We start from the raw sequence: 14,718 nt of genomic DNA on the forward strand, positions 1-14,718 counted from the left end.
GTTATCATCGGGGTATGGACATGCTCGACAGGAGACACCTGATGAAGGCAATCGGCGCCGGCCTGTTGGCCACGGCCTTGCCGCCAGCGTTCGGCGCAGGGCCCGCCGTGATTCCCTTATGGCCTGAGGGCGTGCCGGGCGCAAGGCCCGAACTCGGGCCGAACCGGGTCGACGAGGATGGCCGCACCACCAACATCACCGAGCCGACGCTGACCGTGTACCCGGCGGCGGTGGACCGCCCCAACGGCACCGCCGTCATCATTTGCCCGGGCGGCGGCTATGTGCGCCAGTCGACCCGGCGCGAGGGCGAGCAATACGCGCACTGGCTCGGCACCCTGGGCATCACCAGCTTTGTCCTGACCTACCGCCAGCAGGAATTCGGCCACCCGGCCCCGCTGCGCGACGTGCTGCGGGCGGTGCGCCTGGTACGCTCGCAGGCGGCACGCTTCAAGGTGCAGCCCGACCGCATCGGCGTGATGGGGAGCTCGGCGGGCGGACACCTTGCCGCCACCGCGGGCACCCTGTACGACCATCCGCTCGGGCGCACCGGAGCGGAACTGGACAAGGTAAGCGCACGGCCGGACTTCCTGATGCTGATGTATCCGGTGATCGCCATGGAGGGGCCGGCGGTGCACGCCGGTTCGCGCAAGGCCTTGCTGGGTGGCTCGCCGAAGGCGGCGGACGTCGAGCTGATGTCTCCCGAGCGCCAGGTGACGCCGCAAACCCCGCCGACGCTCTTGATCCATACCCAGGCCGACCAGGCGGTGCCGGTCGAGAACAGCATCCTGTTCTACCAGGCGCTCACGCGGGCCAAGGTGCCGGCGGAGATGTATCTGTTCGAGCAGGGATCGCACGGGATGGGGATGCGGGACGGGCTGGGGACGGCGTCGATCTGGCCGCGCAGGGCGGAGGAGTGGTTGCGAGCGCGTGGGCTGCTCGACCAGGCAAAATAATCGTAGGGTGGGCAGGTTTCCTGCCCACGCGTTCAACTCCACGCAGCGGACCAGGAAAGCCGGTTCAGTACGCGAATGTTGGTTGAACGCGTGGGCGGCAAAGCCGCCCACCCTACGGCTATAGAACGAATCATGCGAGGTGGAACACCTGCTTCAATGGCCATTCCTTCGGCCGGTTCCCCGGTTCGACTTCCATCAGGTCCGCCATGTAATCCCACCAGCGCTTCATTACCGGATGATCGGGTAACGGCCCCAGCTGGTGCCCCGGATGCAGCTTCATGACCGCAAACAGGTCCAGCGTCTCTTCATCCAGGAAGATCGAATAGTCGTGGATACCTGCCCCGCTCAGCAGCTCGGCCAGGTCCGGCCAGATCTCGTCATGCCGGCGGCGGTACGCTTCCTCGTTGCCCGCCTTGAGCTTCATGCGAAACGCTCTTGTGGTAATGCTCATGTCTTCTCCTGCTCAACAAAAAAAGGCGCCTCCGAAGAGGCGCCACAACCAGGATCAGACGATGCCGCTGCTGCTCGCGCCCGCCTTGGCTGGGCGCGCGCTGGCGACGCGGTCGCGGTAGCCGCTGGCGCGGTAGGCAGCCACCGGATCGGCGGCGCCGCCCGAGCGGACGCGGGCCATGGCCAGGATCGGGCCGACGTCGGTGCGGAAGGCGCGCTTCAGGCACTGGGCCGCCTGCAGCACGTCGTTCTGCTCCTGCAGCGAGGCCAGTTCGTTGCGGTCGACCAGGGCCGACTGCACGAAGGCGCGCTGCACTTCCACCGCGCTGCTCATCAGGCTTTCGATCGGATCGGTCACGTTGTGCGACTGGTCCAGCATGTAGGCCGGCTTGAAGCCCGGTCCTTCGCGCAGGGCCGCGTCGGCCAGCTCGTTGAAGACCAGGAACAGCTGGAACGGGTTGATCGAGCCCGAATCGAGGTCGTCGTCGCCGTACTTGCTGTCGTTGAAGTGGAAGCCGCCGAGCTTGCCGAACTGCGCCAGGCGCGCCACGATCATCTCGATGTTGGTGTTCGGGGCGTGGTGGCCCAGGTCGACCAGGCACTTGGCCTTCGGACCGAGCGTAGTGGCGCAGGCGAAGCTGGTGCCCCAGTCGGCGATGGTGGTGGCGTAGAAGGCCGGCTCGAACAGCTTGTGCTCGATGAAGATGTTCCAGTCGTCCGGCAGCGCGGCGTAGATCTGGCGCATGCTTTCCAGGTAGCGTTCCAGCGCGCCGCGCAGGTTGCTCTGGCCCGGGAAGTTGGCGCCGTCGCCGACCCAGACGGTCAGGGCCTGCGAGCCGAGCGCCTTGCCCAGCTCGATGCATTCGATGTTGTGGGCCACGGCCTGGGCGCGTGCCCCGGCGCTGGTGGCGGTCAGGCTGCCGTATTTATAGGTGTGTTCCTGGCCGACCTGGTCCTGGAAGGTGTTCGAATTGACGGCGTCGAAGCCGAGGCCGAGTTCTTCGGCGGTGCCGCGCAGTTCCTGCACGTCGGTCGGCTTGTCCCACGGGAAGTGCAGCGAGACGGCCGGGGTGGCGCGGGTCAGCTGGTTGATCACGGCGCAGTCTTCCATCTTCTCGAAGACGTTGCGCGGCTCGCCGCGGCCCGGGAAGCGCGCGAAGCGCGTGCCGCCGGTGCCGGCGCCCCAGCTCGGGACCGCCACGGCGAAGGTTTGCGCCAGTGCGGTCAGTTTGTCGATGTCCACACCGCGGCGCGACAGCACGCCGCCCAGGGCGTCGTAGTCTGCCTGCAGGTTGGCTTCCAGTTTGGCGTTCTGGTCTTGCACCAGGCCTGCGTTGATCACGCCGCGTTTCGTACTCGTCATGCTTTGTCTCCTTCGTGCCTGCGGTGGCGGGGGCTCAGCTCCCCGCTCCGCAGCGTTATAGTTTAACTCAGCGGGTGAATGCCCCGGCATTGCCGGCGTCCACGTTGAGGATGTTGCCGGTGCTCTTGCCCGACTTGTCGCTGGCGAAGAAGTAGACGGCTTCGGCGATGTCTTCCGGCAGCACGCTCAGTTTCAGCATGCTGCGCTTGCGGTAGAACTCTTCGATGTCATCGAGGCCGATCTTGTTCGATGCGGCGCGCTCTTCCTTCCACTTGCCGTCCCAGATGCGCGAGCCCTTGATGACCGCGTCCGGATTGACGACGTTGACGCGGATGCCGTGCTCGGCGCCTTCCAGGGCGATGCAGCGGGCCAGGTGCAGCTCGGCCGCCTTGGCGGTGCAGTAGGCCGAGGCGCCGCTTGACGCCACCAGGCCGTTCTTGCTGCCCACGAAGACCATGCTGCCGCCCAGCTTCTGCTGCTTCATCACTTGGTACGCGCTGCGGCTCACCAGGAAGTAGCCGGTCACCAGGATGTCCTGGTTGCGCTTCCAAATATCGAGCGTGGTTTCGTCCAGCGGCGCCGCCGAGGCGATGCCGGCGTTCGACACCAAGAGGTCCACGCCGCCGAAGCGCAGCGCGGTGTCGGCCAGCACCTGCGCCACGTCTTCCTCGCTGGTGATGTTGCCGCGCACGACCGCGACGTTGTCCTTGCCTGCGACCTTGCTCAGTTCCTGCTGGGCGCCGGCCAGCGCTTCACTGTCGATGTCGGTGACCATCACGCAGGCGCCTTCCTGCAGCAGCTGGCGGGCGACCGCCTGGCCGATGCCGCCGGCGCCGCCGGTCACCAGGGCGATGCGGCCGGCCAGGCTCTTCGGCTTGGGCATGCGCTGCAGCTTGGCTTCTTCAAGCAGCCAGTACTCGATGTCGAAGGCTTCCTGTTCCGGCAGGCCGACGTAGCTGTCGACGCCGTTCGCGCCGCGCATCACGTTGATGGCGTTGACGTAGAACTCGCCGGCGATGCGCGCGGTCGCCTTGTCTTTTGCGAAGGACAGCATGCCGACGCCCGGGATCAGGTAGATGATCGGGTTGGCGTCGCGGATCTTCGGGCTGTTGGAACGCTTGCAGCGCTCGTAGTACGCGGTGTAGTCGGCGCGGTAGTCGCTGAGTGCCTGGTCAAGGCCAGCCACCAGACGCTCGAAGTCCGGCGCAGCCGGGTCGAAGTCCAGCACCAGCGGACGGATCTTGGTGCGCAGGAAGTGATCCGGGCAGGAGGTGCCGAGGGCCGCCAGCGGCTTCAGGTCGGCGCTGCAGACGAATTCCAGCACGGCGTCGCTGTCGTCGAAGTGGCCCAGCTTGTATTCTTCCTGGCTGATCTTGCCGCGCAGGAGGGGCATCAGTCGCGCCACCAGGGCCGCGCGCTCGGTCGAGGGCAGTGCCTGGGTGGCCTGGCCGCCGAACACCGGCTGCTGGATGTTCGCCGCCAGCCAGTCCTCGGCGCGCTTGATGATCGCCAGCGTGGTTTCGTAGCACGACTTGGCGGTGTCGCCCCAGGTGAACAGGCCGTGGCCTTCCAAAATGATGCCCTTGAGCTGCGGGTTTTCGCGCGAGACGGCTTCCAGCTTCAGGCCCAGGTCGTAGCCCGGACGCTGCCACGGCAGCCAGCCCAGTTCGCCCTCGAAGATCTTGGCGGTCAGTTCCTTGCTGTTCTTGCAGGCGGCGATCGCGATGCACGAATCCGGGTGCATGTGGTCGACGTGCTTGTGGGCGATGTAGGCGTGCAGCGGGGTGTCGATGCTGGCTGCGCGCGGGTTCAGGTTGAAGGTGCAGTGCGGCAGGTAGCCGACCATCTCGTCCTCGTGCTCGAGGCCGCGGTAGCGCCCTTTCAGGGCCTGCAGCTTGTCCATGTAGAGGGTCGAGAAACCGTCCATCTTGATCGAACCCAGGTCGCCGCCCGAACCCTTCACCCACAGGACCTCGACCTGCTCGCCCGACAGCGGGTCAAGCATCATGACCTTGGCCGAGGTATTGCCGCCGCCAAAATTGGTAATGCGCAGGTCCGAACCCAGCAGGTTGGAACGGTACAGCAACAGTTCCGGCTCGCTCATGTTCGCGGCCACACTGTCGTCCCAGCGCGAAGTGATCGGTTCACGCTGTTTGGTTTCGCTCATTGCGCCCATCAATTATCTCCAAGTTGATTGTTTTGTCACCGGCCAATTGGTCGATGCGTCTCTTCCAATGTCCTGCAGCCGCCACACCTTGCGGCACCGGATGACAGTAGAAAGCAGCGGGATAAGGGGTGTCAACGCAGAAACAATCAACTTGCTGACCAAGTCTCAATCAATCATCGAGTTGATCAATTTGCGCGTTTGTGCGTTGCAGCGAAGCGAAATAATCAGGCCCTTGATCATTTGGTGATTGACGTTACGGCAGTGCTTGATTAATACTTTTGTCACACACCGCGATTCCGCGAGGAACGACGGTCGGACAGCTCAGCGTCCAAAAAGACATGCCGCATAAAAACAGACGGCTTTCGGAGGAGACAACATGGTGAATCACAAACGCCGCAAGCGTTTGCTGAAGCTGCTTGCCGAGCATGGGACGGCAACAGTCCAGCAGCTTGTCGAATGGCTCAACGCATCCCCGGCGACGGTCCGTCGCGATATCAGCTGGCTGGCTGGCCGCAACCTGCTCACCCGCACCCGCGGCGGCGCGGAGAACCTGCTGCCGAAGACGCGCCAGTTTTCGCTGACCAGCGAAACCTTCCAGAACAACATCCAGTGCTTCGCGGCGCGCAAGCGTGCCATCGCCCGCCATGCGGCCGGCATGTGCACCGACGGCGAAACGATCATCATCAACGGTGGCACCACCACCTTCATGATGGCCGAATTCCTGACCGACAAGCACCTCAAGATCCTCACGAACTCCTTCCTGATGGCCGAGCGCCTGCTGGTCTCGAGCGAGAACGAGATCATCGTGCCGGGCGGCCGCGTCTACCGCGAGCAGAACGTCATCCTCTCGCCTTTCGATAACGACATCACCCAGCACCACTACGCCACCAAGATGTTCATGAGCGTGTATGGCCTGTCGCTGCTGGGCCTGATGGAAGCCGACCCGCTGCTGATCCAGGCCGAGAAGCGCCTGATCAGCCAGGCCGAAGAACTGGTCGTGCTGGCCGACAGCTCGAAGTTCGCGCGCAAGGCCGGCCTGATCCTGTGCGGCCTGGACCGCGTGTCCACCGTCATCACCGACACCAACGCCTCCGACAAGGCCGTGCAGCTGCTCGAGCAGTACGGCGTGAAGGTGGTCACCGTCGAACCCGACGGCGAACCCTCCGCCCCGAGCGCCCCGCGCTACAGCGCATCCTATGATTTGCAGTCCGCAGCCCTGATGGAGCTTTCCCATTGAAGAAGATTAAAAAAATCCTGCTCGCGGCGGCCGCCGTCGGCATCCTCGCCGGCCTGGCCGGTTGCGGCGAGAAGAAGCCTGAACAGCCGCAACAGACGAAGATCGCGATGGTCGTGAAAAGCCTGGGCAACGGCTTCTTCGACGCCGCCCACACCGGCGCCAAGGAAGCGGCAAGCCAGCTCGGCGGCGTCGAGGTGATCTACACCGGCCCGACCACGCCCAGCGCCGAAGGCCAGATCGAGATCATCAACTCCTTGATCAGCCAGAAGGTCGACGCCATCGTGGTCTCGGCCAACGACCCGAACGCCCTGGTGCCGATCACCAAGAAGGCGATGCAGCGCGGGATCAAGGTGATCGCCTTCGACAGCGGACTGGCGCCCGGCGGTCGCCAGATGCAGCTGAACCCGTCCAACCCGGAGATGATCGGCGAGAAGCAGATCCAGATGGCCGCCAAGGAACTCGGCGGCAAGGGCGAGCTGGCGATCCTGTCGGCCTCGGCCCAGGCCACCAACCAGAACATCTGGATCGGCGTCATGAAGAAGACGCTGGAAAAGCCCGAATACAAAGACCTGAAGCTGGTCGCCACCGTCTACGGCGACGACCAGTCCGACAAGAGCTACCGCGAAGCCATCGGCCTGCTGCGCAGCCACCCGAACCTGAAGGCGATCATCGCCCCGACCACGGTCGGCATCGTCGCCGCCAGCAAGGCGGTCGCCGACGAAGGCCTGGTGGGCAAGGTGTTCGTCACCGGCCTCGGCCTGCCATCGGAGATGGCCGGCCACGTCAAGAGCGGGGCCGTGCGCGAGTTCGCGATCTGGAATCCGATCGACCTCGGCTACGCCGCCACCTACGCCGCGCACCAGTTCGTGACCGGCAAGGCCAAGCTTGAGCCCGGCGCCAGCGTCTCGGTCGGCCGCCTTGGCAACGTGACCCTGGACGCCAACGGCGAAGCCGCACTGGGCCCGCCGTTCACCTACAACGCCGAGAACGTCGAGCAGTTCGCCAAGCTGTTCTGAGTGTTCCGACCCGGCTCCACCGCCGCGCGTTGATTTCCGCGCGGCGCCTTTCACCTTGAGCGACACCCGTATGCCAGTGACCCAACTGACAAGCCCTCCCCTACCCGGCGCAAACGCAAGCCCAGCGAATACTGCGAGCGCGCCGGTCCTGCAGCTGAGCGGCATCACCAAGCGCTTCAACGGCGTCCATGCCCTGAACGGCGTGCGCCTGTCCATCCGCCCGGGCGAAGTCATGGCCCTGATCGGCGAGAACGGCGCCGGCAAGTCGACCCTGGTCAAGACCCTGACCGGGATCCACCGCCCCGACGCCGGCACCATCCTGCTGGACGGGAAGGAAGTCGCCTTCGGCAGCCCGCAGGAGGCGATGGCGGCCGGGATCACGGCGGTGCACCAGGAAACCGTCATGTTCGACGAACTGTCGGTCGCCGAAAACATCTACGTCGGGCGCCACCCCACGCGAGGCGCCGCCAAGCGCATCGACTGGGCCCACATCGAGCAGGAAGCCGAGCGCCTGTTCGCGCGCCTCGAAGTCGCCCTGCCGGTGCGCGCCCGCGTGCGCGACCTGTCGGTGGCGCAGCGCCACTTCGTCGAGATCGCGCGCGCCCTGTCGCAGGATGCGCGCGTGGTGATCATGGACGAGCCGACCGCCGCCCTGTCGCAGCGCGAGATCCGCGAGCTGTACCGCATCATCGACCAGCTCAAGGCCGCCGGCACCGCCGTCATCTTCATCTCGCACAAGTTCGACGAGATCTACGAAGTCGCCGATTGCTATACCGTGCTGCGCGACGGCCAGTTCGTGGCCGAAGGCCGCCTGGCCGACATCAGCGAGCCGGAACTGGTGGCCCTGATGGTGGGCCGCGCCGTCCACCAGGCCTATCCGAAGGCCCAGGTCGAGATCGGCGCCCCGCTGCTGGAGGTGCAGAACCTGTGCCACCCGACCGAATTCCAGGACGTCAGCTTCACCCTGCGCCGTGGTGAGATCCTCGGCTTCTACGGCCTGGTCGGCGCCGGCCGCTCGGAAGTGATGCAAGCGCTGTTCGGCCTGACCTCCAATGTGCGCGGCAGCGTGCGCCTGGAAGGCCGGGATGCGGCTTTCCGCGCCCCGCGCGACGCCATCGCCCGCGGCCTGGCCTACGTGCCGGAAGACCGCCAGCAGCATGGGGCGCACCTGAGCCAGCCGATCCAGCACAACATCACCTTGGCCGTGCTGTCCCGCTTCGGCTTCTTCCCCCGCGCCCGGCTTGAGGCCCAGCTGGCGCGGCGCTTTGCCGAACAGCTCGAGCTCAAGGCCCACCACCTGCAGCAGAACGTCGCCGAACTCTCGGGCGGCAACCAGCAGAAGGTGGTGCTCGGCAAATGGCTGGCCACCGATCCGAAGGTCATCATCCTGGATGAGCCGACCAAGGGCATCGACATCGGCTCCAAGGCCGCCGTGCACCGCTTCATCAGCGAACTGGTCAAGCGCGGCCTGTCGGTCATCCTGGTGTCCTCCGAACTGCCCGAAGTGCTGGGCCTGGCCGACCGCGTGGTCGTGATGCGCCAGGGCCGCGTGGTGCGCGAGTTCGCGCGCCAGGACGCCACGCCCGAAACCGTGGTCGCGGCGGCATCCGGTGTCGACCTCGACGCCCCCAGCGAGGTGGCAGCATGAACATGAAAAACCTTCTCAAGCAACGCGAGCCCCTGCTCGCCCTGATGGTGGTCGCGCTGGTGCTGCTGGTCGGCATGCGCGCGCCGGTCTTCCTGAGCCCGCAGTCGCTCGCCAACCTGCTCACCGACAGCACCCTGCTCGTGATGCTCGCTCTCACCCAGATGCTGGTGATCGTCACGCGCGGCATCGACCTGTCGGTCGCTTCTACCCTGGCCCTGGCGGGCATGGTCGCGGCCATGCTGGCCGCCGCCAATCCGGGCCTGCCGCTGGTCGTCGTGATGCTCGCCGCGACGCTCACCGGCCTGGTCGCCGGGCTGCTGAACGGCTGGCTGATCGGTTACCTGCAATTGCCGCCGATCGTGGTTACCCTCGGCACCATGAGCGTTTACCGCGGCCTGGTGTTCGTCATCTCGGGCGGTACCTGGGTCTCGGCCCACCAGATGCCGGCCGGCTTCGTCGCCTTTCCACTGCAGCGCCTGCTCGGCCTGCCGCACCTGGTGTGGATCGCGCTCGCCACCGTGCTGGCGATGACCTTCGTGGCCCGCTATACCCGCTTCGGCCGCGACCTGTACGCCATCGGCAACGCGCCGCACTGCGCCGCCTACATCGGCATCCCGACCGCCAAGCGCCTGTTCTGGACCTATGGCCTGTCGGGCATGGTCGCCGGCCTGTGCGGCTACCTGTGGGTGGCGCGCTACGCCGTCGCCTACACCGAGATCGCCTACGGCTTCGAACTCACCGTCATCGCCGCCTGCGTGATCGGCGGAGTGAGCATCGCCGGCGGTGTCGGCTCGGTACTGGGCGCCATGCTGGGCGCGCTGTTCCTGTCCGTGATCGGCAATGCCCTGCCGGTGCTGCAGGTCTCGCCGTTCTGGCAAAGCGCCCTGACCGGTGCCGTGATCCTGGTCGCCGTCCTGATGAATGCACGAGGCAACCGCAACCGCAGCCGCCAGATCCTGCCGCTGCACAAGCTTGACAACTTGAGGAGCGCCGCGTGAACGCGACCACCATTGCACAAACCGAAGCCGAGGCGGTGATCAACCCGGAAGCCGCAGCCGGCAACGCACGCTACACGATCCTGGATCGCGAACAACGGTCCCTGCGCCACCTGGCCGTACGCTGGGAAAGCCTGCTTGCCTTGCTGCTGCTGGCCGTGTTCGTCACGGGCAGCATCACCCTGCCGCACTTCCTCGACCCGTACAACCTGCTGGACGGCACCGCCAACTTCAGCGAAAAGGCGCTGATCGCGCTGCCGATGGCGCTGCTCATCATCTGCCGCGAGATCGACATCTCGGTGGCCGGCACCCTGGCGCTGTCCTCGGTGGCGATGGGCCTGGCCCACCAGGCCGGGGCCCCGGCCGGCAGCCTGCTGTTCGTGGCGCTGGGCACCGGACTGCTGTGCGGCTGGCTGAACGGCTTCCTGGTCACCCGCTTCATGCTGCCGTCGATCGTCGTCACCATCGGCACCTTCTCGCTGTACCGGGGCCTGGGCAGCGTGGTGCTGGGCGACAAGGCCTTCACCAATTACCCCCAGCTGATGGCCGACTGGGGCCAGGGCGTGTTCTTCGGCATGGTGCCGCGCTCCTTCGTCATCCTGCTCGGCTTCGCCCTGCTGTTCGCGCTGGTGCTGCACTGGACCTCGACGGGCCGCCGCATCTACGCGATCGGCAACAATCCGGACGCAGCGCGTTTCTCCGGCATCGCCGTCGACCGCTATCGCCTGGGCCTGTTCATGTTGACCGGCGCGATGGCCGGCCTGGCCGCTTTTCTCCTGACCGGCCGCATCGACAGCACCCGTCCGAACATCGCCACCGGCTGGGAACTGGAAATCATCACCATGGTGATCCTGGGCGGCGTGAGCATCGCCGGCGGCGCCGGCACCATCGGCGGCGTGATGCTGGCCGTGCTGACCATGGGCGCCGTGACCTACGGCCTGGCCCTGGCCAACGTCCCCGGCATCTACATGACCATCGTCGTGGGCGTGCTGTTGCTTGGCACCATCGCCCTGTCGCGCCTCCTGCGCGGCAAGCCAACCCGCCACTGACCAGGATTCGATTCAACATGCAAGCACGGACAGGCGACGCCCTCATCGTTCTCGACATCGGCAAGACCAACGTCAAGCTGGCCCTGGTCGCAGCCAGCGGCCACACCGTCGCGCAAGCGCGCCGCCCGAACGCCATCCTGAACGACGGCCCCTACCCGCACCACGACACCGAGGGCATCTGGAACTGGATGCTGGCGACCTGCCGCGGCTTCGCGAAGCAGGCGCGGGTTTCCGCGATCGTCCCGGTAACCCACGGCGCCACCGCCGCCCTGGTGGACAACGCGGGCCTGGTCCTGCCGGTGCTCGACTACGAAGCCGCATTGCCCGGCCTGGACTACGCAGCCCTGCGCCCGTCGTACGGGGAGACCTACTCGCCCCTGCTGCCGGCCGGCCTGAACCTGGGCCGCCAGCTGGCCTGGCTGCAGCAGCGTCATCCCGAGCAGTTCGCACGCGCGCGCCACATCCTGATGTACCCCCAATACTGGGCCTGGCGCCTGTGCGGCACGGCTGCCGGCGAAGCGACGTCGCTCGGCTGCCATACCGACATGTGGGACCCGGTGCGCCAGGATTATTCTTCCCTGCCGGCGCGCATGGGCTGGCAGGACAAGCTGCCGCCGATCGCCCTCCCCTGCGCCTCGCTCGGCACCCTGCGCCCGGAAGTGGCGCAAGCCACCGGGCTGTCGCCGGACTGCGAAGTCCTGTGCGGCATCCACGACAGCAATGCCTCGCTGGTGCGCTACCTGGGCCGGGACAGTGCCGGCACGCCGCGCACGGTGCTCTCGACCGGCACCTGGGTGATCGCCGCCGCCTTCGGCACAAGCCTGGACGGCCTGCGCGAAGACGCCGACATGCTGGCCAATACCAATGCCCTGGGCCAGCCGGTGGCCTGCATGCGCTTCATGGGCGGGCGTGAATTCGCGGCCCTGGCAGGCGACCAGCCGGCCACCTGTTCCTACCTCCAGCTCGAGCAGATGGTGGCGCGCGGCAGCATGGCGATTCCCTGCTTCGCCGAGAGCGGCGGGCCGTTCGCCGGCCGTGCCGGACGGATCGAGGGCCCGGCCCCGGTTGACGCCGGCGAGCGCTTCGCGCTGGCCACCCTGTATTGCGTGCTGATGACGGACTACTGCCTCGATGCGCTCGGTGCGCGCGGCCCCATCACCGTCGAGGGCAGCTTCACCGCCAACCCCTGGTTCGGTCCGCTCTTGGGGGGCTTGCGCCCGCAACAGGCGCTGAGCTATTCCGACGACGCCAGCGGCACCACCTGCGGCGGCTGGCTGCTGCGCTATCGCGACGCCACGCCGCCAGGCGCCGGTGTGCCGAAGCCTCCCCGCGCGCTCGCCGGCCTGGAAGCCTACCGCGCGAAGTGGCGCGAAGCCTTGCAGCAAACCGGGGTTCCGGCAGCGGCTGCCGGCTGAGGCACCCGGACGCGATCGAGCCCCTTCGCACTGCGGGTGGCCGTCACGGGACGGTCATATCCGATTGTTAAATTCGCTGCACGTTTAACAACCTGGAGTTCACCGTGCAGCGACGCGTTTCCCTGTTTTCAGTTCGTCTTCCTTCCCTGATCGCCCTGGCCGCCGTCGCCGTCTTCGCGACCGGCTGCGGCAGCGACGACGGCCTCGACCTGCAGAACCCCGGCGCCAGCTGGCCGCCGATCCCGACCGTGACCGCCCACCGCGGCGCCTCGGCCGTGCGTCCGGAGCACACACTCGCCGCCTACCAGAAGGCCATCGAGGATGGCGCCGACATCGTCGAGCCCGACCTGGTGCCGACCAAGGACGGCGTGCTGGTGGCGCGCCATGAGAACGAGATCTCCGGCACCACCAACGTGGCGACACTGCCGCAGTTCGCCGCGCGCAAGGCAAGCAAAACCATCGACGGCGTGCCCGTTACCGGCTGGTTCACCGAGGATTTCACGCTGGCGGAGCTGAAGACCCTGCGCGCCCGCGAACGCATTCCCGCGAACCGCCCCGCCAACGTCGCCTACAACGACCAGTTCGAGATCCCCACGCTGCAGGAGATCATCGACCTGGTCAAGCGCGAGAGCCAGGCGCGCAACAAGGTGATCGGCATCTATCCGGAAACCAAGCACCCGAGCTATTTCAAGTCGATCGGCCTGCCGATGGAGCGCCGCCTCGTCGATACCCTGCTCGCGAACGGCTACCGCGGCAAGGATGCCGCCGTATTCATCCAGTCCTTCGAGACCGCCAACCTGAAGGAGCTGCGCACCATGACCGACATGCGCCTGGTGCAGCTGCTCGACAATCCGGCCAATGCGCCTTACGACTTCGTCGCGGCGAAGAACGGCCGCACCTACGCCGACCTGGTCACGGCCGCCGGGCTGAAGGAGATCGCCACCTATGCGGACGTCGTGTCGCCGTACAAGGAAATCATCATTCCCCGGACGAGCGCCAATGAACTGGGGACACCGACGCAGTTCGTCGCGAACGCCCGCGCGGCCGGCCTGAAGGTGCACACCTGGACCCTGCGGCCGGAAAACCCCTTCCTGCCGGTGAGCCTGCGCGCCGCGCCTGCCACCTCGCCCAGCGGGCGCGGGAACGCGGCCGCCGAGATCCGCGCCTACCTCGACGCCGGCATCGACGGCTTCTTTACCGACGATCCGGCAGTCGGCCGTGCTGCCGTGAACGCATTCACCAGGAAGTGAGCGCTGCCGGGATCCGGGAGCCGCGATACCGCCGGAGCAGGATCGTGATACAAAATTTCTTGCCAGGCCGCGAAATCTGAATCATGTCGCCCCGCTCTGGTTTCGCCGGCACCGAGGCTGTTTCGTGATGGGCCGCTGCGCACCCTTGCAGGTCGCCTGGCCCGCACCAGCCTGAAATCGCCGCATCCCGACGGCCGACACCGGGATGGTGATGCGCTATCGTCCCGATCCATGCCTGGCCTGGAGCGTGGTGATCCGATCGCGGATCGCCATGCGCTGAGGACGGCGCTCGGGGCGCCGCATCATTGCGCGGTGATTGCCAGGAATGGGTTGCGTCCTTCCCGGACCAGTGTCGACAGCGCTGCAAGGCTCATGGGCTGGGCAGGCAGGGCCAGGCGCGCCGGTCCGATCCGGACCTGCTCGGCCTGCACCAGCTGCAATCCGTTCTCGCTGCTTTCGACCAGTGTTCCTCGAGCCGCGAGCCGTTCGAGCGTATCCAGCAGCGTACGAATGGCGCTGTCGGCCAGCAGATGACGGCCGAAGGCCAGGTCGCCCGCCGTCAACGCCGTCAGGGCCGGGCCGACCTGGCGCAGCGCCGGGTCGCGGCTGAGCACGTAATAGGGCGCGCCTTCCGGATCGCGGTATGCACCGTAGCGGTCGAACTCCCACTGCGCGCCGCGGATGTTGTATACCTCGCCGTGCCAGCCGTTGATCTCGATCGGCCCCTTGTGCACGAGACGCTGCGGCGTGGCTGCCGCCAGTGCGGTAAGCGACCGCATGATGCCGCGCCCGACGCCGTTCGCGTTCGCGCGCAAGACTTCTTCGATGTCCCCGAGACGCGCCACCACCGGCCTGCCGTCGAGCTCGGCCACCTGGAAGGCCTCGCCCGACAACACCAGGCGGTACTGCCGTCCGCCTGGGGCGCCGGCGCGGAAATCGCCGTTGTCGGCGATTTCAAATACCAGCCTGGCCGGATCGGCGGCCTGCTCGTAGACGGCACGCGTCCCCGCATGGGTGAGCGATGACAGGAATGCACAAAGCAGGATCAACAGTCGCATGATGATGAAGTCGGTTGGCGTCAGCGAAAAACAGCTTGTGCAGAATAGCAAAACGCCAAATCCAAGCTAGCGCTGATTGGAAACAAAATGTTTCCAAAGCGCCACTTCATACCACGA

12 protein-coding genes are annotated in these 14,718 nt (G+C 66.5%); 8 read left to right on the forward strand and 4 right to left on the reverse strand.

Annotated elements, in window-relative coordinates:
* Positions 1-41 precede the first annotated feature (41 nt).
* Positions 42-953, forward strand: coding sequence for an alpha/beta hydrolase (locus tag MA09_RS20045; protein ID WP_229440791.1), 912 nt, complete (start codon positions 42-44; stop codon positions 951-953).
* A 130-nt stretch (positions 954-1,083) separates the two neighbouring features.
* On the opposite strand, the gene MA09_RS20050 is transcribed toward MA09_RS20045, so the two are convergent.
* The 3 genes from MA09_RS20050 to MA09_RS20060 form a co-directional block, all read right to left on the reverse strand.
* Positions 1,084-1,398 (reverse strand): L-rhamnose mutarotase, encoded by a 315-nt coding sequence (locus MA09_RS20050; protein ID WP_036252516.1) that lies wholly within the window; start codon positions 1,396-1,398, stop codon positions 1,084-1,086.
* Between the two features lie 60 nt (positions 1,399-1,458).
* Positions 1,459-2,766 (reverse strand): L-rhamnose catabolism isomerase, encoded by a 1,308-nt coding sequence (gene rhaI, locus MA09_RS20055; RefSeq protein ID WP_036252370.1) that lies wholly within the window; start codon positions 2,764-2,766, stop codon positions 1,459-1,461.
* A 67-nt stretch (positions 2,767-2,833) separates the two neighbouring features.
* Complete coding sequence (locus MA09_RS20060) at positions 2,834-4,942, reverse strand: bifunctional rhamnulose-1-phosphate aldolase/short-chain dehydrogenase (protein WP_152594724.1); 2,109 nt, start codon at positions 4,940-4,942, stop codon at positions 2,834-2,836.
* A 367-nt stretch (positions 4,943-5,309) separates the two neighbouring features.
* On the opposite strand from MA09_RS20060, the gene MA09_RS20065 reads away from it, so the two are divergent.
* The 7 genes from MA09_RS20065 to MA09_RS20095 all read left to right on the forward strand — a co-directional run bounded on the left by MA09_RS20065 (position 5,310) and on the right by MA09_RS20095 (position 13,543).
* Positions 5,310-6,170, forward strand: coding sequence for a DeoR/GlpR family DNA-binding transcription regulator (locus MA09_RS20065; protein ID WP_036252374.1), 861 nt, complete (start codon positions 5,310-5,312; stop codon positions 6,168-6,170).
* Positions 6,167-7,186 (forward strand): rhamnose ABC transporter substrate-binding protein, encoded by a 1,020-nt coding sequence (gene rhaS, locus MA09_RS20070; RefSeq protein ID WP_036252376.1) that lies wholly within the window; start codon positions 6,167-6,169, stop codon positions 7,184-7,186. Before MA09_RS20065 ends, rhaS begins: the two co-directional genes overlap by 4 nt.
* A gap of 70 nt (positions 7,187-7,256) precedes the next feature.
* Complete coding sequence (locus MA09_RS20075) at positions 7,257-8,834, forward strand: sugar ABC transporter ATP-binding protein (protein ID WP_081897713.1); 1,578 nt, start codon at positions 7,257-7,259, stop codon at positions 8,832-8,834.
* 2 nt (positions 8,835-8,836) lie between these two features.
* Positions 8,837-9,832 (forward strand): ABC transporter permease, encoded by a 996-nt coding sequence (locus tag MA09_RS20080; RefSeq protein ID WP_036252378.1) that lies wholly within the window; start codon positions 8,837-8,839, stop codon positions 9,830-9,832.
* The gene (locus MA09_RS20085) at positions 9,829-10,878 is read left to right on the forward strand and encodes an ABC transporter permease (RefSeq protein ID WP_081897714.1); all 1,050 of its coding nucleotides are present in this window, start codon (positions 9,829-9,831) and stop codon (positions 10,876-10,878) included. Before MA09_RS20080 ends, MA09_RS20085 begins: the two co-directional genes overlap by 4 nt.
* A gap of 17 nt (positions 10,879-10,895) precedes the next feature.
* Positions 10,896-12,293: an FGGY-family carbohydrate kinase gene (locus tag MA09_RS20090; RefSeq protein ID WP_036252380.1), complete on the forward strand. Its 1,398-nt coding sequence runs from the start codon at positions 10,896-10,898 to the stop codon at positions 12,291-12,293.
* Between the two features lie 104 nt (positions 12,294-12,397).
* On the forward strand, positions 12,398-13,543 hold the full coding sequence (locus tag MA09_RS20095; RefSeq protein WP_373887857.1) for a glycerophosphodiester phosphodiesterase: 1,146 nt from the start codon (positions 12,398-12,400) through the stop codon (positions 13,541-13,543).
* 302 nt (positions 13,544-13,845) lie between these two features.
* Here the strand turns inward: MA09_RS20095 and MA09_RS20100 are convergent, their stop codons facing one another.
* Complete coding sequence (locus MA09_RS20100; protein WP_152594725.1) at positions 13,846-14,601, reverse strand: hypothetical protein; 756 nt, start codon at positions 14,599-14,601, stop codon at positions 13,846-13,848.
* Between the last annotated feature and the right edge of the window lie 117 nt (positions 14,602-14,718).

This window comes from Massilia sp. BSC265 (assembly GCF_000740675.1).
GTDB lineage: Bacteria > Pseudomonadota > Gammaproteobacteria > Burkholderiales > Burkholderiaceae_D > Telluria.

Coding starts and splice junctions, on each gene's coding strand:
- MA09_RS20045 (WP_229440791.1), top strand. CDS start 42: ATGAAGGCAATCGGCGCCGGCCTGTTGGCCACGGCCTTGCCGCCAGCG.
- rhaI (WP_036252370.1), bottom strand. CDS start 2,766: ATGACGAGTACGAAACGCGGCGTGATCAACGCAGGCCTGGTGCAAGAC.
- MA09_RS20060 (WP_152594724.1), bottom strand. CDS start 4,942: ATGGGCGCAATGAGCGAAACCAAACAGCGTGAACCGATCACTTCGCGC.
- MA09_RS20065 (WP_036252374.1), top strand. CDS start 5,310: ATGGTGAATCACAAACGCCGCAAGCGTTTGCTGAAGCTGCTTGCCGAG.
- MA09_RS20075 (WP_081897713.1), top strand. CDS start 7,257: ATGCCAGTGACCCAACTGACAAGCCCTCCCCTACCCGGCGCAAACGCA.
- MA09_RS20080 (WP_036252378.1), top strand. CDS start 8,837: ATGAAAAACCTTCTCAAGCAACGCGAGCCCCTGCTCGCCCTGATGGTG.
- MA09_RS20090 (WP_036252380.1), top strand. CDS start 10,896: ATGCAAGCACGGACAGGCGACGCCCTCATCGTTCTCGACATCGGCAAG.
- MA09_RS20100 (WP_152594725.1), bottom strand. CDS start 14,601: ATGCGACTGTTGATCCTGCTTTGTGCATTCCTGTCATCGCTCACCCAT.